Source organism: Methylosoma difficile (assembly GCF_054657615.1).
Window position 1 is genome coordinate 671,207 of record NZ_BAAHYJ010000002.1, and the last position, 15,077, is coordinate 686,283.

A 15,077-nucleotide genomic window follows, 5' to 3' on the forward strand; every position below is an offset into this window, starting at 1 on the left:
CTAACGCGAATCCTCCTTACGGGTTACGGAATGCGACTTACCGCGTTAGTTAATGTCATTACTCAAAGGGGTTGGTCAATTCCAAACCCGTTATCCAATCAAAATCTACAACATTCCGTGTCACTAAGGTTTCATTGTAAATCAATGCCGTTGCCGCAATCACAGCATCACCGACTGATAATTTCTTTTGTTGACGTAACTCGGTGGCTTTTTGGATGACGAGATGAGAAATCGGCAACGGCGTAATCATCGCAAAGAAACTCTGCAAAGCCAGCTTTTCTTGAGGAGAAATCCGATGGTATCCCAAAGTTTCAAGATAGCTGATTGCCGAAACATGAATGGATTTATTGCGGATAAAATCACGGATGTGCTGATAGTCAGACTGGTGGGCGTAAATAATGATATTGCTGTCCAACAGCATCATTCTTCCCTACCCGATAACGGACGGTCCTGGCGAATTTCGCGTTGCCAAGCAACAGGATCGGCAATATCTGCAAACAAATCGCTTGTTGCCACCTTATCTAATAGCTCGGCAAGCCCAACGCCATTATTTTCAGCCCCTGTTTGCAACACATGTTGGTTTACCCATTTAGTTTTTAGAAACCGAATAAAATCCAGCGCTTCCATTTGCATTTCAGTCGGCAACTCAGCCAAATCATGGATGATTTCTTCAGTCAGGGTAGACATGGCAAAACTCCTTATGGATTTAAACGGATTTTTATTTTATCTCAATACCAAGTTCCGGCGGGAAAACAGATAAACCAGCCTCATCTATCCTCAAGACCATGCCACAATTTTAAGACAATAATTGCATTGCCATGTAACCGATAACGCAGCACATAACCGCGCTGACCGAATGGGATGAATAATTCCCTGTCTTCGCGCCCGTCCAAAAGTTTGCCGAGTTCAGGATGGTCAAGTAAACGGATTGCCGCTTGCTTAATGGTTTGGGCGGCGCGTCTGGCGGCATGAGGATTATGTTGTGCAATAAATGACCGCAAGCGTTGCAAATCCGCTAACGCGGTGCTTGTCCAGATTAGCGTCAGATTTGAGGACATGAACTTTCTTGGTCTGTCCCCCAAGTGTCCAGCCAAGCCATGACCGCCTCGTTACCGACACTTTTGCCGCTAAGCTGATAGTCAGCCCACGCGGCATCAGCTTGTTGGTTGCGGGTTTCAAAGGGTTCTATCAAGTTATCAGCTCGGCTTGCCAGCTTTGCTTTTAAAAACAAGACAAAATCCAGCGTTTCTTGCTGCATTTCAAGCGGCAAATCGGGCAGGTTTTGGGCGATTTCTTCGCTAATTATGGACATGGGATTACTCCGGTAAATCAATGGGGTTTTATTATTTGTTCCAAAACGGAGATTGGCAATAAACCAAAATAGGATGTGCCGACGACAGGAGGCGCATCATTCGCGTTTGTCCTCGACAGTTCGTAGGGTGGTTTCGCGTTAGCAAACCGCCATATTCAACGCAACCATCAGCTTTCGAAATGGTGGATTGCTAACGCGAATCCACTTTACGGGTTAGAGCATCTTATCGCGTTTCAATAGGGCTTCCATCGTACAGCACCTGAATACCCGCAGACGAAAAGTCTTTAGCAAACTGAAGCATCTTAGATTCATCACTTGGTACCCAACTGAGATTTACGGAATAGTCTAATTCTTCTTCTCTCGGAAATACGGGATCGTACTTTTTAAACTGCCCCTCGTAACGCAGTAATTTTCTCTTATGATTACCTTTTGACAGTTCATTGAAGACGATTTTGGCCGCAAGAATTGCAGCCGTAGTTAATGGGTCTTGAGGAGAATGAGAGGGATGATGATGTAAGAGATGTGGCTCAGAAAATTTCTTCTTAATTATCAAACATGTGTCTTTTGTTAGACGAATTTGACTGTTAGGGAGCTTAATAATTCGGTGAGTAGTTACGATGAAATCATCAATGCATTTAACGACACTTTCATTTTGTATTTGATCATTGTTGATAACGATCATCACATTCATGCTTGCTCCTTTTTTTTCGGCGAACTTCATAAGCTCTGATCCACAAGACGGGTCAATAAAGGCACGAAGTATGGATGGATCGAATTTTAGACTTTGAATAGCTACAAAGTAATCTCGTAATATTAGATTTTCTAATAAATTAGAATCGAAGTCACTGAGATGAGGTATAGAAAGAATTTTATTCCCTTGATATTGCATCCCCCCGTTGGTGAATTCAATCTCTGAGACATTATCAATCGAAATTTTCGTGCATTCTGGTGAGAAGAGACCCCATTCGCCGCAATAAAGAAAGTGATCAGTGAGAACAAATCCTAAATTCCCGTTATGGAACATAGATGAGTCGTAAAACAACAGTAAATGCTCAGTTTTTGAGTCAAATTGCGCGAATTTTGTTCTTGCATTCTGAAGCCTCTTGTTCCAAACAGGATCCAGTACTGCGCCAGAACATGGGAGAAGATTCTTGAACGGAAACCCGGTGTCCTGCCCCCGAAGCGCAGACCAGTAGGCACTATTGAATTCAGTTAACTTTGATATTCTCATCTCTGCTAAAAATGGGGTAGTGGGTTAAATCTAGTCGTTGGAATAGTTCGTAGGTCGGGTTAACGAAAGCGTAACCCGACAAAACTCCTACTGTATTGTACCCAATCACTCAAAACAAAAAATACCGCTGAGCAAACGGCAGCACCGCCACTGGTTCACACGTCAACAACTGCCCATCTGCCCGTACCGCATAGGTTTGCGGGTCAACTTCCATCACGGGTTGGTAGGCGTTGTGGATTAAATCTTTCTTGCCGATGTTGCGGGTGTTTTTGACTATGCCGATGCGTTTACGCAAACCCAAATTGGCTGGTACGCCGCCTTCTACCGCTGCTTGCGGCAGGAAGATCATGGAGGTGGCTGCAGCGGTGACACCGAACGCGCCGAACATGGGGCGGTAATGCACGGGTTGCGGGGTGGGGATGGAGGCGTTGGGGTCGCCCATCGCGGCGGCGGCAATGAGGCCGCCTTTTAAGATCAGGCTGGGTTTTACGCCGAAAAACGCCGGATTCCACAACACCAAATCGGCGAGTTTGCCGACTTCTATCGAGCCGACTTCATGGGCGATGCCGTGGCTGATGGCGGGGTTGATGGTGTATTTGGCGATGTAGCGTTTGATGCGGAAGTTGTCGTTGCCGGAATCGCCCACACTTCCAGCACCCACTGGGGAGGGGGATGGTAGGTGACCGCGCTGGATTTTCATTTTATGCGCGGTTTGCCAGGTGCGAAGGATGACTTCGCCGACGCGGCCCATGGCTTGCGAGTCAGACGAGATCATCGAAAACGCGCCCAAATCGTGCAGGATGTCCTCGGCGGCGATGGTTTCGCGGCGGATGCGTGATTCGGCGAAAGCGACGTCTTCGGGGATGCTAGGGTCGAGGTGGTGGCAGACCATCAGCATGTCCAGATGTTCGTCCACGGTGTTGATGGTGTAAGGCCGCGTCGGGTTGGTAGACGACGGCAATACATTCGGCAAGCCGCAGGCTTTGATGATGTCCGGCGCATGACCGCCGCCCGCGCCTTCGGTGTGATAAGTGTGGATGGTGCGGCCTTGAAAGGCGGCGATGGTGTCTTCGACAAAACCGGATTCATTGAGCGTGTCGGTGTGGATCGCCACTTGCACATCGTATTTTTCGGCAACGCTTAGGCAGCAGTCGATGGCGGCGGGTGTTGTGCCCCAATCTTCGTGGAGCTTCATCCCCATCGCTCCGGCCAGGATTTGTTCTTCCAAACCGCCCGGCAAGCTGGCGTTGCCTTTACCAAGCAAACCAAAATTCATCGGGAAGCCGTCCAAAGCCAGCAACATTTGTTGCAAATGCCAAGGGCCTGGGGTGCAGGTGGTGGCGTTGGTACCTGTTGCTGGCCCTGTGCCGCCGCCGATCATGGTCGTTACGCCGGAATTTAAGGCTTCTTCGATTTGTTGTGGGCAGATGAAATGGATGTGCGCGTCGATGCCGCCTGCGGTGAGGATATTACCCTCGCCCGCGATGATTTCCGTGCCAGGGCCGATAATCATGTCTACGCCGGATTGGATGTCGGGGTTGCCTGCTTTGCCTATCGCGGCGATGCGCCCGTTTTTCACGCCGACATCGGCTTTGATGATGCCCCAATAGTCGATAATCAAGGCGTTGGTAATCACCATGTCCATCGCGATTCTGGAATCGACTTGGCTTTGCCCCATGCCGTCGCGGATGACTTTGCCGCCACCGAATTTAACTTCTTCGCCGTAAATCGTGCGGTCGGCTTCGACTTGTAAAAACAATTCGCTATCGCCCAAACGGACTTTATCGCCAGTGGTCGGGCCGAACATGTCGGCGTAGGCTTGTCTGCTGATTTTGCTCATAATTTTGTCTCCACTGAAGTGGCATCCAAATCGCCCATGACGGCATTGCGAAAGCCATATACGCGGCGCAATCCACCAAATGGCACCAACTGGATTTGCCGTTGTTGGCCTGGCTCGAAGCGCACTGCCGTGCCTGCGGGAATGTCCAAACGAAAACCCCGTGCGGCTTCGCGGTCAAATTCCAAGGCGGGATTGGTTTCATAAAAATGGTAATGCGAGCCGACTTGAATCGGGCGGTCGCCGCTGTTAGCGACCACTATCGTGAGGGTTTCGCAACCAGCGTTTAATTCAATCTCGCCAGCGGCGGGGATGATTTCTCCGGGGATCATGGGGGACTCCTTAAGTTAGCTAGTTCCCAAGCTCTGGCTTGGGAATGCAGTTTTGGAAGCTCTGGCTTCCTGTGGTCTCGAAGCTAGAGCTTCTCGGACTTGAGTTCCCAAGCTGGAGCTTGGGAACTAGCGAATCGACTGAAGCTCACCGCGCTTAAACATGTGATTCGGTATCTTTTTTTACAATTTCTTTGATGTAATCGTTTAACGATTTACCAATATCGTTGGCTCGTTTTGCCGCTTTTTCGTGCAGTTCTTGACCGATTCTGATGTTAAACGAACCTTTAAATGGCTTCTTAGGTTCTATGCCAACTTGCTCGCAGGTTTCAAGGTAACTGTCTACGGCTTTTCTAAATTCCAATTCCAATTGTTCTACGGTGTCGGCTTCGTAATTGACCAGATCGCTGATGAATTCAATTTTTCCATGTAAACAATGGTCTTCGATACTGACTTTAACGCTACCTTGGTAATTTTTGTAATTGAAGTGTGTCATTTTATAAAACCCTTATCTTTCAATTCCTTAATAATGTCTTTTTTGGTGTAGGCTTTGATCGTATTCTGTGGATGCGGCTGGTGTAAGTTAATGATGCTGTTCTTTTCCAAGTTGACAAATTTTATTCTGGAGCCATCGCCTTCAAGCTTTTTATACCCTAATTTTTTCATCAAGCTTATTACCTCCGTCCATTTTGGGAAGGGGGTGTTGATAAATTGTTCCAGCAGTTTTTCTAATTGGCTCATAGTTTAGTGGCAACTAAAATTTAGTTGCAAATATATCATTAAGGAACGAAAAATTGCGTCTTAAAAGTCAACACTAAACGGCATAATCAACACTTAACCATAACTAAACTCCACATTAAATATCTTCTGCCGATCATTAAACGACAAACTCCAGCTCAGCGAGTTATAGCCAAACTGTTGCCAAGAATCGGCGATCATCGCGTTGAGATTTTCGTTATCCATCGTGGAATTGCCACCCGAATATTTAAACACCAAGCTCGGATTTCTATTGCCGATAGCATATTGTAACCACTGCATCAACGTCGATTCATCGGCAACATTCAGCCCTTGGTGAACAAAATAATTGTATTCCGTGGCATAACAGCTGGGCACGTCCTGTTGCCATTGATGGTCAATGGCGATTTCTTGGTCAGTGAGGTTAAAGTAATGGTGAAACAATTCCGCCGGATTTTTGTTGGTCGGCGCATCCCAAGTTGCATCGACATGGTAAAAATGCTGGTTGATGTTGACGATATTCCAGGCGTGGGAAATCAAAATCGTACTATCGGGCATGAATGAATTTCCCGTCACCACCAAACAATCAATACCGCAACGGTCTAACAGCAATTTCAGCGCATGAGCAAAACCTGAGCAAACCGCTTGCCTGTTAACCAATGCGCCGTAAGCGGTGTAAATGATTTCCGGCGGGTTTTGTTGCCACTGGCTGTCGGCGGCATACGCCACGTTTCGGATGAGATAATCATGTAAAGCCAGCTCTTTGTCATAATCACTCATGCCCCAGCCAATCGCATTGTTTACGATGTTATCCACCGTATCCAACAACTGGACTTCCATCATTTGCAGTGCAGCGCGGTCGAACAGATATTGCGGTTTGTACCAAATCGCGTTGCCGTCAATGCTGTATTGGTATTGTGAAGCCAGATAAAAAACCGATGGATTATCTAGCTTGACGGCGCGAACCAATTCGCTGATTGCCGATTCGTACAGCGTAAAATGGGGATTCAGCAAGATGGTATCGGCATAATTTTTTACCCCTGCCAGCATGGCCTCGTATGCGCTTTGCATAGGCGCATCGAGCTGACTGTAATAATAGCGATAACCGTTGCTTAGCATGGCTGCGCCGTTTGTGGGGTTCAATCTATCGGGTTATGCACGGTGACTAATTTGGTGCCATCGGGAAAGGTCGCTTCTATCTGCACATCCGGCAACATTTCGCTGATGCCTTCCATCACGTCATCGCGGTTTAATAAGGTGCGCCCGTATTCCATCAGCTCGGCAACCGTGCGCCCATCGCGCGCGCCTTCCATAATGGCGGCGGTGATATAGGCGACAGCTTCGGGGTAATTCAGCTTCAGGCCACGGGCTTTGCGCCGTTCTGCTAATAAGGCGGCGGTGAAGATTAGGAGTTTGTCTTTTTCGTGTGCGGTGAGTTGCATGGTGTTATTTCCTCGTAGATTCTCTAGTTTCGTTTAGTTTTAGATCGTCATTCCGGCAGGGATTGCCGGAATCCAGATGCCAAGGATGGTGATGTCAAACTATTCCACAAATCTTGCCAAGTCGGATTGCCTAACTCTATCAGTCGTTTTTTTGCCACCCGAGACCACTTTTTTATCTGTTTTTCCCGCAAAATTGCACTTTCCATTTGCTCGTGCACTTCATACCAAACTAAATTATGGACACCGTAACGACTGGTGAAACCTTCAACTAAGTTCTCACGATGCTGATAAACGCGCCCAATTAGATTGGAGGTAACACCAACGTAAAGAGTCCCGTTGACACCACTTGCCAGTATATAAACACAAGGTTGTTTTTCGATGGACATCTACATTCTCGAATATTTACATCCCTGTATTCTGGATTCCGGCAATCCCTGCCGGAATGACGACTTAGAAATTAATCAAGTCGCCCAAATACGTGGCGCACACGCTTCGCGCCCGATTACCTCAGGCCGTAACAACCGCCAAACGTCTTGGAAAAAATCCCGTAAGCGGTCGGCGCGAGCATCTAAAGCGCGGCAGATCAGCAAATCATCCAATAAAGTCACGCCCTGCCCTGTATTTTCGCCAATCAAAGCCTGCACAGCCGCCAATTGCGCGGCGTTGGCGGGATAGGCGAACAATGTGCCGCAGGCGGAATGTCCGTTTAAGCCCCAGTTGGCGGCAAAAGCTTGTGCGTCTATCAACAAGCGTTCGCGGTAAAACAACTCGCCCGCGCGGAAAATGCGCCAATTCATGCCGACTTCGCCTACGGTGAAACCTTCTTGCGCGGCAGGTCGGCCTAATGCCAACACTTCCCAACCGAGAAACCGCGCACCTGCCACCAAATCCAATCGCACTTCAGAAGCGACTTGTGCACCTTCGTAAACAATGGTTTCTTGCGGCAACCATTCTAATGATGCGTTTGCCGCTACATTTAACGCCACACTTTGCCGCGCCTGTTTGCCTTCACTTCGGTAAAACTTACCCGCCGCTGGGGTGGTTACTAAAGCTGCACTGTGGCTGGCGGCGTTGATGTTAATCGCCAGCCGATCACCCGCTACTACACCGCCAGGCGGATGCAAGACATACACATGGCAGACCTCGCCTTCTGGGTAAAAAGGGCGTTGCACGGTTAACGGGCCGAGATGGCGACGGTGCGCCAGTACGGTTTTACCGTGTTGGTGTTCGAAGCCTAGGTCTAATTGGGCTTGCCAATCTTGCATCTATTAACCCGCCATAACCAGAAAAACCGAAGGCGGCATAATGGCAATCTCACGAAATGGATTTAAAACCAGCAAATCGTTATCGCCGCTAATAATGCAGCTTGCATTTCCACCTATCGCCAACTCTAAAAACTGATTGTCTTTTATGTCGCGGCATTCGGTTATTGTTTGTGTGATAGGGATAATTTCCGCCTCATGAACCAGTGCGTCAAAAAATTCCAAACGTTTGGCCTCTGCAATATATTTGCTAAATTTTGGACGGGATAAAACTTCATTTAACTCGGCAAGCGTGGCCTCGGATTGCAACAACTGCCCTTTTTGCAATGCTGAATCAAATGCTTTACGCGAAATGGAATGGGGTAATAAAACTGCCGAAACCACAACATTGGTATCGATGACAATCCTAAGCTTATTTTTCATTTAGCAATGATTCTAAAAGCGCCGGGGTCATGCCTTGGTTTTGTGCAAAAGCCCCCATTTCATCCAGTATGTCCGGCAAAGGCCGATGAGGATTTGCCAGCAATTCTTTTAAACGCAGATTCAGCAACAACTGCAATTTATTTTTTTCGCTTGTCGATGCCGTTTGGTAGTTTTTTGCAATCTCTGTATCAACTTCAATTGAAATGGTAGTCATAAAATACGTAGCTCCAAATTAAAGCTGGAATTCTAATGTTGTTTGCAATCGGTTCTAATCTTCAAACCCCAGCCAACAACCCCAATCCAACTAAACCACAAACCAATCCCAACCCAGCACCCAGCATTCTCATCCTAGCAGCCGCCAATAAGCCAATCGCCAAACCTAAGCCATGTAAAACAGCTGTGGTCAATAAAAATCCTGCTGAATACGCCAAAGCATTGGCGCTGTCAGTCAATTCTAAGGCGTGGACATAACCGTGGGCGAGGGCGAAAACGGATACCAAGGCCACTGCTAAAACGGATGACATTTTACTGTTGCGCCAGACTAATACACCCGCAGCGACAACGGAAGCTGCTACCCAAGTTTCGGCAGCGTTGATGGTGATGCCTGACATCGATAAACCTGCGCCCACGCCCATGGAGCTAACGAAAGCCAGCGGTAATAGCCATAAAGATTTACCGCCACGCATGGCGGCCCATAAGCCGACGGCGAGCATGACCAGCAAGTGGTCGATACCGATTAAGGGGTGGATGACACCATCGAGCAAGCCGTGGACGGTACCGATACCTGTATGGGCGTGGGCGGGCAAGGCGGCGAGGCTTAATAACAGAACGGATAACAGCGATGATTGGGTTTTCATGATGAGTCCTCTTGAAAATATTTGGATTAACGTAGGTTGGCTGATGGTGGGAATTTACCACGAAATCACGGCTAAGAACTGGTTGAATTTTTCTTAAATCGCCAAGGATGTCGTAACGGGCGGCGTGTCTGCCATCAATCAGAGAAATTGAAAGTGGGCATGAAATATTTGGTGGTGGTAAAAATCAAGCTGATGTTTTTTCAAAGATGACACCAAAAAACTTGTTTTTTGACTCCTCTTCCGCGCAACCAGTTAATTTATTAGCAAAGTATTTTTGGTGCTTGAAGCCAGACCTTTCAGGTTTTAAAAACCTGAAAGGTCTTGAAGCTAGGCGCATTCCTTACTAAGCAAGGTACGCACAGCGTACCCTACGACTGCCCTTAAACCGTCAAATACTGTTTAATCATGCCTTCGCTTAAGCCTTCCATCGCGCCCGTGGCGACGATGCGGCCTCTGTCCATAATGCAAAAATGGTCGGCGACTTTTCGGGCGAACGGCAGTTTTTGCTCGACCAGCAAGACGGTAACGCCTAAATCGCGGGTAATTTTATGGATGGCTTCGTGGACTTCGCCAGTGGCGTTGGGATTGGCTTTCGGCAAATTTAAGGGCGTGCCGCGCGAGCGGTTTAAGCGGATGATAACGTCTCCAATTTCGCTGACGATGTTCGGTTGGATACCTTCGGTGGGTTCGTCCAAGATCAGCAAACGTGGGTTAAGCACCAAGGCGCGGCCGATGGCTAATTGCTGTTGCTGACCGCCCGACAAATCACCGCCACGGCGTTTAAGCATTTGCTTTAACACCGGAAAAATTTCATAAATCGACTCCGGCACTTTTTTAATGCCGTGTTTGTTGGCGGCGCGTAAGCCTGTTTTCAGGTTTTCTTCCACGGTCATCAACGGAAAAATCTCCCTGCCCTGCGGCACATAACCGATGCCTAAAGCGGCGCGTTGCTCGGCTTTGCCGTTGGCTAACAGGTCGCCGTCAAAATGGATGCTGCCGCTTTTGGCGGGGATCAAGCCCATGATGGTTTTCAGCAAGGTGGTTTTGCCCACGCCGTTACGCCCCATCAGGCAAATGCAGCCGCCTTGTGGGATGTCGAGATTGACATCCCAGAGTGTGTGGCTTTCGCCGTAGTATTGGTCTAATGAATTGATTTTTAGCACCTAATTTCTCCTTACTGGGCCACCGTAACTCACGTCCATGTGTTCTGGATTCCGGCAATCCCTACCGGAATGACTGAATATAATTAATTGTTCCAAAGCTGGAACGATTTTTTTAAAATCTCAAAACTTGGTAATAAAACAATGTTAACCCAACAAAAAATCCAATATGAAGCGAGAAAACTTCGAATAATTTTTGATAAACACAAAGGGGAATCTATTGGTTTAATAAATGATAATTTCCCTATCATGCACTGCAAGCTTGCTTCACTGTTGCTGGCTTATCACTTTCTTAATGATTACCCTGACATTACTATTTATGGTGTTTGTGGCGTTGCTAAAAACAAAAATAAGGAAGAAACCATCTCCCATTACTGGCTCGAAATTAATGATATTGCAATAGATATAACATCCGACCAGTACAACACGATCAATGATAGTGAATTAAACAAAGCCATCATCAACAAAAGACCATTTGATTCAGTTTATATAGGTAAATCTGGAACTATTCCTAGTTACAAACTATTCCGTATTAAGTACAAAGATATGTATACAAAAGAATTTTCAGAATTATCCGAAAATTTCTTACATGACCTAAAAACAAGCTACCAAAGTCTTATAAAACTTATTCCAAGCTAGCCGCCTAAATAAACTTGTATAACACGCGGGTCATTTTGCACTTCGTCCATCGTGCCTTCGGTCAGCACCGAGCCTTCGTGCAGTACGGTGACTTTTCTGGCAATGGATCGGACGAATTCCATATCATGTTCAACCACGACAATAGAATGCTTGCCTTGCAGCGACAGCAGCAATTCGGCGGTGCGTTCGACTTCTTGATGGGTCATCCCGGCAATTGGCTCATCCACCAACATGACTTTCGGTTCTTGCATCAACAACATGCCGATTTCCAGCCATTGTTTTTGCCCGTGCGAGAGAATGCCCGCGCGTTGCTGGATGCAGTCGGTCAGGCCGATGGTGGCTAACACTTCTTCAATTTTGTCGCGTTGTTCGCCGTTTAAGCGGAAAAACAGCGTGTTCCAAGTGCTTTTGTTGGCTTTTAAGGCCAGCTCCAAGTTTTCAAAAACCGTTAAGGCATCGAAAACGCTGGGTTTTTGGAATTTCCGACAGATGCCTGCTTGGGCGATGGCGGGTTCGTCCATTTTTAACAAGTCGATGGTTTGCCCGAAAAATACCGAACCGATATCAGGTTTAGTTTTGCCGGTAATCACGTCCATCATGGTGGTTTTACCCGCACCGTTTGGGCCGATCATGCAGCGCAGTTCGCCCGCATCAATGTACAGCGACAATTGGTTGAGCGCCTTAAAGCCGTCAAAACTGACGCTGACATCTTCCATGTACAAAATCGGCCCGTGGCGGGTGTCCACCGAGCCTTCCACCACCAGCGAACTGGCGGCGATTTTGTCTTTTTCGCTGAACAAATCTTCTTCAAATTGCTTCATGCCGCTTGCTCCTTCAATTTACGTTGCAACAGGCCGACGATGCCATCCGGCAGCAGCAGCGTGACCACGATGAACAAGCCGCCCAGAATATACAGCCAGGCATCCGGCAACAAACCTGTCAACACCGTTTTGCTGTAGTTGACCACCACCGCGCCGATGATTGCGCCGTATAAAGTGCCGCGCCCACCCATTGCTACCCAGATGACGATTTCTAAGGAATTGAGCGGCGAGAATTCGCTAGGGTTGATGATGCCCACTTGCGGCACATACAACGCCCCAGCCACGCCCGCCAACATCGCCGCAAAGGTGAACACCCAAAGTTTGAACATTTCTACGCGGTAGCCCAAAAATCGCACACGTGATTCTTGATCGCGAATGGCGGTAACTACGCGGCCTAGTTTGGTGCTGGTAATCCAGCTGCATAGCAAAAATGCGCCAATCAAGGCCACACCAGACAAGAAAAACAGCATGGAGCGCACGCCTTCGGATTGGATGTTAAAGCCTAAGATGTCTTTAAAATCGGTCAGGCCGTTGTTGCCACCAAAGCCCATTTCGTTACGGAAAAACGCCAGTAATAAGGCATAAGTGAGCGCTTGAGTGATAATCGACAAGTACACGCCCGTCACTCGTGAGCGGAACGCCAACCAACCGAACACAAACGCCAAGGTGCCTGGCACCAGCAATACCATCAGCATGGCAAAGGCAAAGTTATCGAAGCCGTACCAAAACCACGGCAGTTCTTTCCAATTGAGGAACACCATAAAATCCGGCAGCAGCGGATCGCCGTACACACCGCGTGTGCCAATTTGGCGCATCAGATACATGCCCATCGCGTAGCCGCCCAGCGCAAAAAACGCCCCGTGGCCTAAGGCGAGAATACCGCAATAGCCCCAAACCAAATCCAAAGATAAGCCCAGCAAGGCAAAGGTCAGGTATTTGCCGATAACCGAAACCGTGTAGGCAGAGAAGTGCAAGGCCGAATCGACAGGCGTCAGCACGTTGCATAAAGGGATGATAATGGTAATTGCCGCCAGCACCGATAACACGGTGGCGCGGGTTTTGTCTTGGCTTGCGAGAGTTAAAAGTTTCATTTTTAAAGCCTTGTTAATTTCTACTAGAGAATGCCCAGGAACTGCACGAAAAAATGCGGGTGGTTGGAGTACAAGCCTGGGCTTGTAAAAGCGCAAACCGAGGTTTGCACTCCACGTTACCTACCAGAAATACAGATTTAACCTACAACCAAATCAAGATTGCCCATTCCACATTTTTATATTTTTCGTGCCTTTCGTGATTTTCGTGGACAAAAAAAATCAAGAATCCGCTGCCCTACCCTTTTGCGGAAACAAACCGCGCGGGCGTTTTTGGATAAACAAGATGATAAAGACCAGCACTAAAATCTTCGCCAGCACCGCACCGGCAAACGGTTCTAAGAACTTGTTGGCGATACCTAATGAAAAGCCAGCAACCAAGGTACCTAACAAATTGCCCACACCACCAAACACCACCACCATGAAGGAATCGACGATGTAAGACTGGCCTAAATTGGGGCCAACATTGGTGATTTGGCTTAAGGCCACACCCGCTACGCCGGCAATACCCGAACCTAAACCAAAAGTCATAGCATCGACTTGTGCAGTCGGAATACCCATCGCTTTCGCCATGCGGCGGTTTTGCGCCACGGCGCGTACTTCTAGCCCCAGTTTGGTGTGTTTTAAGATTTGCATCAGCAACACGAACACGATTAAGCAGAAGATCAAGATGTAAAAACGGTTCCAAGTCAGTGACAGAAAGTCGTTGATTTGCCACGAACCGCTCATCCATTCCGGCGTTGCTACGCTGCGGTTGAGCGGGGAAAAAATAGAACGCACGGTTTGCTGCAAAAACAGGCTAACACCAAAGGTTGCCAGCAAGGTCTCCAACGGTCTGCCGTACAAGAAACGAATAATGCCGCGTTCGATGGCGATACCGACCAATGCGGAAATCATGAAAGCAGCGGGAATCGCCAGCAAAATCGACAAGCCCAAATGGTTGGGCATCAGCTGTTGGATGACGTAAGTGGTGTACGCGCCGATCATCATCAACTCGCCATGTGCCATATTGATGACGCCCATCACGCCGAAAGTAATCGCCAAACCGATGGCGGACAACACCAACACCGCGCCTAAGCTCAGGCCAAAAAACACCGTTTCTATGGAGCTGTAAAACTGCAAACGGGTATTGATTTCAGCTAAGGCGGCACCGGCGATATTGCGGATGTCGCTGTCTGCTTCCGCATAATTGCCCTCCGCGTCTTTTTCGGTGATGGCTTTCAGTTTGTTGACCACGTCCAAGCTGTCGTGGCTTTTTAATTGTGCTATCGCCGCCATGCGTTCGTTTTTGTCAGCACTGTCCATTTGCTGCAACAATAAAATATTTTCGATGGCTTCTTTTACATCAGCATTTTGCTCGACAGCCAAGCGTTGTTTGAATAAGCCCAGCAATCTATCGTCCACTTCCTTGTCCATCGCTTTAACGGCAGCCAAACGCACGGCATCGTCGTCGGCATTTAATTCCAGTTCGCCAATAATTTTGCGTAGATTGCTGCGGAGTTTGTTGGTGAGGTTGATTTTGCCGACTTGTTCGGCGCTGATAATGCCGAGTTTTTCGTTGCTGACGGCATCAACAATGGTGTAATCCTGGTCGATGGCATCGCCTATGACCAATTTGTCTTGGTCTTTGACTACCAATAATTTGCCGGAAAGCAGGGCTTGTAAAATCGCTAAGCTGCGCGGATGTTTGAGCTCAACCAAGTGATTGATAGCTTGTTCGCGCTCGCTCATTGAGCCTTGTTTGATGGCTGCTAAGGCATCTTGCAACGGCTGTTGGGTGGCATCGGTTTCGCTGTGCGCCAGTAGGGAGAACAGCAGCATGAACACAGCCAAGCCGTAAGAAAGCGGTTTGTTTGCGGGGATATTCATAAGTTTTCCTTGTAGGGTACGCATTGCGTACCTTTTTGGATGGCAGTGTCAAAAAGGTACGCAATGCGTACC

General features: G+C 48.0%; 21 protein-coding genes. 1 reads left to right on the forward strand and 20 read right to left on the reverse strand.

The genetic code is table 11. The features are described 5' to 3' along the window. Positions 1 to 58 precede the first annotated feature (58 nt). The 17 genes from ACYQ1O_RS08655 to ACYQ1O_RS08735 form a co-directional block, all read right to left on the reverse strand. The gene (locus ACYQ1O_RS08655; RefSeq protein WP_459991264.1) at positions 59 to 424 is read right to left on the reverse strand and encodes a type II toxin-antitoxin system VapC family toxin; all 366 of its coding nucleotides are present in this window, start codon (positions 422 to 424) and stop codon (positions 59 to 61) included. Then, positions 421 to 687 carry a hypothetical protein gene (locus ACYQ1O_RS08660; protein WP_459991265.1) on the reverse strand — a complete coding sequence of 89 codons (267 nt, stop codon included), beginning with the start codon at positions 685 to 687 and terminating at the stop codon, positions 421 to 423. Before ACYQ1O_RS08660 ends, ACYQ1O_RS08655 begins: the two co-directional genes overlap by 4 nt. A gap of 80 nt (positions 688 to 767) precedes the next feature. Beyond that, positions 768 to 1,058 (reverse strand): type II toxin-antitoxin system RelE/ParE family toxin, encoded by a 291-nt coding sequence (locus tag ACYQ1O_RS08665; protein WP_459991266.1) that lies wholly within the window; start codon positions 1,056 to 1,058, stop codon positions 768 to 770. Continuing rightward, on the reverse strand, positions 1,043 to 1,312 hold the full coding sequence (locus ACYQ1O_RS08670) for a hypothetical protein (RefSeq protein ID WP_459991267.1): 270 nt from the start codon (positions 1,310 to 1,312) through the stop codon (positions 1,043 to 1,045). Before ACYQ1O_RS08670 ends, ACYQ1O_RS08665 begins: the two co-directional genes overlap by 16 nt. Positions 1,313 to 1,535: 223 nt before the next feature. Further along, positions 1,536 to 2,543 carry a hypothetical protein gene (locus ACYQ1O_RS08675; RefSeq protein ID WP_459991268.1) on the reverse strand — a complete coding sequence of 336 codons (1,008 nt, stop codon included), beginning with the start codon at positions 2,541 to 2,543 and terminating at the stop codon, positions 1,536 to 1,538. A 109-nt stretch (positions 2,544 to 2,652) separates the two neighbouring features. Beyond that, positions 2,653 to 4,383, reverse strand: coding sequence for an urease subunit alpha (ureC, locus tag ACYQ1O_RS08680; RefSeq protein ID WP_459991269.1), 1,731 nt, complete (start codon positions 4,381 to 4,383; stop codon positions 2,653 to 2,655). After that, a complete protein-coding gene (locus ACYQ1O_RS08685; protein ID WP_459991270.1) occupies positions 4,380 to 4,712 on the reverse strand; it encodes an urease subunit beta in 333 nt (110 codons plus the stop codon). Before ACYQ1O_RS08685 ends, ureC begins: the two co-directional genes overlap by 4 nt. A gap of 154 nt (positions 4,713 to 4,866) precedes the next feature. Next, on the reverse strand, positions 4,867 to 5,205 hold the full coding sequence (locus ACYQ1O_RS08690) for a type II toxin-antitoxin system HicB family antitoxin (protein ID WP_459991271.1): 339 nt from the start codon (positions 5,203 to 5,205) through the stop codon (positions 4,867 to 4,869). Continuing rightward, positions 5,202 to 5,450, reverse strand: coding sequence for a type II toxin-antitoxin system HicA family toxin (locus ACYQ1O_RS08695; protein ID WP_459991272.1), 249 nt, complete (start codon positions 5,448 to 5,450; stop codon positions 5,202 to 5,204). Before ACYQ1O_RS08695 ends, ACYQ1O_RS08690 begins: the two co-directional genes overlap by 4 nt. Before the next feature lie 93 nt (positions 5,451 to 5,543). After that, on the reverse strand, positions 5,544 to 6,587 hold the full coding sequence (locus ACYQ1O_RS08700) for a transglutaminase domain-containing protein (RefSeq protein WP_459991273.1): 1,044 nt from the start codon (positions 6,585 to 6,587) through the stop codon (positions 5,544 to 5,546). Continuing rightward, complete coding sequence (gene ureA / locus ACYQ1O_RS08705) at positions 6,584 to 6,886, reverse strand: urease subunit gamma (protein WP_459991274.1); 303 nt, start codon at positions 6,884 to 6,886, stop codon at positions 6,584 to 6,586. The genes ACYQ1O_RS08700 and ureA overlap by 4 nt, the downstream gene beginning before the upstream one ends. A 47-nt stretch (positions 6,887 to 6,933) precedes the next feature. Further along, complete coding sequence (locus tag ACYQ1O_RS08710; RefSeq protein ID WP_459991275.1) at positions 6,934 to 7,272, reverse strand: GIY-YIG nuclease family protein; 339 nt, start codon at positions 7,270 to 7,272, stop codon at positions 6,934 to 6,936. Positions 7,273 to 7,347: 75 nt separating this feature from the next. Continuing rightward, positions 7,348 to 8,151, reverse strand: a complete 804-nt coding sequence (locus ACYQ1O_RS08715) for an urease accessory protein UreD (protein WP_459991276.1) — start codon at positions 8,149 to 8,151, stop codon at positions 7,348 to 7,350. A 3-nt stretch (positions 8,152 to 8,154) separates the two neighbouring features. After that, positions 8,155 to 8,571, reverse strand: coding sequence for a putative toxin-antitoxin system toxin component, PIN family (locus ACYQ1O_RS08720; protein ID WP_459991277.1), 417 nt, complete (start codon positions 8,569 to 8,571; stop codon positions 8,155 to 8,157). Beyond that, positions 8,561 to 8,785 (reverse strand): hypothetical protein, encoded by a 225-nt coding sequence (locus ACYQ1O_RS08725; RefSeq protein WP_459991278.1) that lies wholly within the window; start codon positions 8,783 to 8,785, stop codon positions 8,561 to 8,563. The genes ACYQ1O_RS08720 and ACYQ1O_RS08725 overlap by 11 nt, the downstream gene beginning before the upstream one ends. 61 nt (positions 8,786 to 8,846) lie before the next feature. After that, complete coding sequence (locus ACYQ1O_RS08730) at positions 8,847 to 9,428, reverse strand: HupE/UreJ family protein (protein WP_459991279.1); 582 nt, start codon at positions 9,426 to 9,428, stop codon at positions 8,847 to 8,849. Between the two features lie 380 nt (positions 9,429 to 9,808). Further along, positions 9,809 to 10,591: an ABC transporter ATP-binding protein gene (locus tag ACYQ1O_RS08735; RefSeq protein WP_459991280.1), complete on the reverse strand. Its 783-nt coding sequence runs from the start codon at positions 10,589 to 10,591 to the stop codon at positions 9,809 to 9,811. A gap of 141 nt (positions 10,592 to 10,732) precedes the next feature. On the opposite strand from ACYQ1O_RS08735, the gene ACYQ1O_RS08740 reads away from it, so the two are divergent. Beyond that, a complete protein-coding gene (locus tag ACYQ1O_RS08740; RefSeq protein ID WP_459991281.1) occupies positions 10,733 to 11,227 on the forward strand; it encodes a hypothetical protein in 495 nt (164 codons plus the stop codon). On the opposite strand, the gene urtD is transcribed toward ACYQ1O_RS08740, so the two are convergent. The 3 genes from urtD to urtB all read right to left on the reverse strand — a co-directional run bounded on the left by urtD (position 11,224) and on the right by urtB (position 15,005). Beyond that, entirely contained in the window at positions 11,224 to 12,048 is an 825-nt protein-coding gene (gene urtD / locus ACYQ1O_RS08745; RefSeq protein ID WP_459991282.1) for an urea ABC transporter ATP-binding protein UrtD, read from the reverse strand. The genes ACYQ1O_RS08740 and urtD overlap by 4 nt on opposite strands. Continuing rightward, positions 12,045 to 13,139 carry an urea ABC transporter permease subunit UrtC gene (gene urtC, locus ACYQ1O_RS08750; protein ID WP_459991283.1) on the reverse strand — a complete coding sequence of 365 codons (1,095 nt, stop codon included), beginning with the start codon at positions 13,137 to 13,139 and terminating at the stop codon, positions 12,045 to 12,047. The genes urtD and urtC overlap by 4 nt, the downstream gene beginning before the upstream one ends. Before the next feature lie 219 nt (positions 13,140 to 13,358). Further along, positions 13,359 to 15,005: an urea ABC transporter permease subunit UrtB gene (gene urtB, locus ACYQ1O_RS08755; protein ID WP_459991284.1), complete on the reverse strand. Its 1,647-nt coding sequence runs from the start codon at positions 15,003 to 15,005 to the stop codon at positions 13,359 to 13,361. Positions 15,006 to 15,077 lie beyond the last annotated feature (72 nt).

Bases quoted from the DNA above. Each gene is read 5' to 3' on its own strand.
- ACYQ1O_RS08730 (WP_459991279.1), bottom strand. From the start codon at position 9,428: ATGAAAACCCAATCATCGCTGTTATCCGTTCTGTTATTAAGCCTCGCC.
- ACYQ1O_RS08710 (WP_459991275.1), bottom strand. From the start codon at position 7,272: ATGTCCATCGAAAAACAACCTTGTGTTTATATACTGGCAAGTGGTGTC.
- ACYQ1O_RS08695 (WP_459991272.1), bottom strand. From the start codon at position 5,450: ATGAGCCAATTAGAAAAACTGCTGGAACAATTTATCAACACCCCCTTC.
- ACYQ1O_RS08655 (WP_459991264.1), bottom strand. From the start codon at position 424: ATGATGCTGTTGGACAGCAATATCATTATTTACGCCCACCAGTCTGAC.
- ACYQ1O_RS08670 (WP_459991267.1), bottom strand. From the start codon at position 1,312: ATGTCCATAATTAGCGAAGAAATCGCCCAAAACCTGCCCGATTTGCCG.
- ACYQ1O_RS08715 (WP_459991276.1), bottom strand. From the start codon at position 8,151: ATGCAAGATTGGCAAGCCCAATTAGACCTAGGCTTCGAACACCAACAC.
- ACYQ1O_RS08685 (WP_459991270.1), bottom strand. From the start codon at position 4,712: ATGATCCCCGGAGAAATCATCCCCGCCGCTGGCGAGATTGAATTAAAC.
- ACYQ1O_RS08660 (WP_459991265.1), bottom strand. From the start codon at position 687: ATGTCTACCCTGACTGAAGAAATCATCCATGATTTGGCTGAGTTGCCG.
- ACYQ1O_RS08740 (WP_459991281.1), top strand. From the start codon at position 10,733: ATGTTAACCCAACAAAAAATCCAATATGAAGCGAGAAAACTTCGAATA.
- ureC (WP_459991269.1), bottom strand. From the start codon at position 4,383: ATGAGCAAAATCAGCAGACAAGCCTACGCCGACATGTTCGGCCCGACC.
- ACYQ1O_RS08725 (WP_459991278.1), bottom strand. From the start codon at position 8,785: ATGACTACCATTTCAATTGAAGTTGATACAGAGATTGCAAAAAACTAC.
- urtB (WP_459991284.1), bottom strand. From the start codon at position 15,005: ATGAATATCCCCGCAAACAAACCGCTTTCTTACGGCTTGGCTGTGTTC.
- ureA (WP_459991274.1), bottom strand. From the start codon at position 6,886: ATGCAACTCACCGCACACGAAAAAGACAAACTCCTAATCTTCACCGCC.
- ACYQ1O_RS08720 (WP_459991277.1), bottom strand. From the start codon at position 8,571: ATGAAAAATAAGCTTAGGATTGTCATCGATACCAATGTTGTGGTTTCG.
- urtC (WP_459991283.1), bottom strand. From the start codon at position 13,139: ATGAAACTTTTAACTCTCGCAAGCCAAGACAAAACCCGCGCCACCGTG.
- ACYQ1O_RS08675 (WP_459991268.1), bottom strand. From the start codon at position 2,543: ATGAGAATATCAAAGTTAACTGAATTCAATAGTGCCTACTGGTCTGCG.
- urtD (WP_459991282.1), bottom strand. From the start codon at position 12,048: ATGAAGCAATTTGAAGAAGATTTGTTCAGCGAAAAAGACAAAATCGCC.
- ACYQ1O_RS08690 (WP_459991271.1), bottom strand. From the start codon at position 5,205: ATGACACACTTCAATTACAAAAATTACCAAGGTAGCGTTAAAGTCAGT.
- ACYQ1O_RS08665 (WP_459991266.1), bottom strand. From the start codon at position 1,058: ATGTCCTCAAATCTGACGCTAATCTGGACAAGCACCGCGTTAGCGGAT.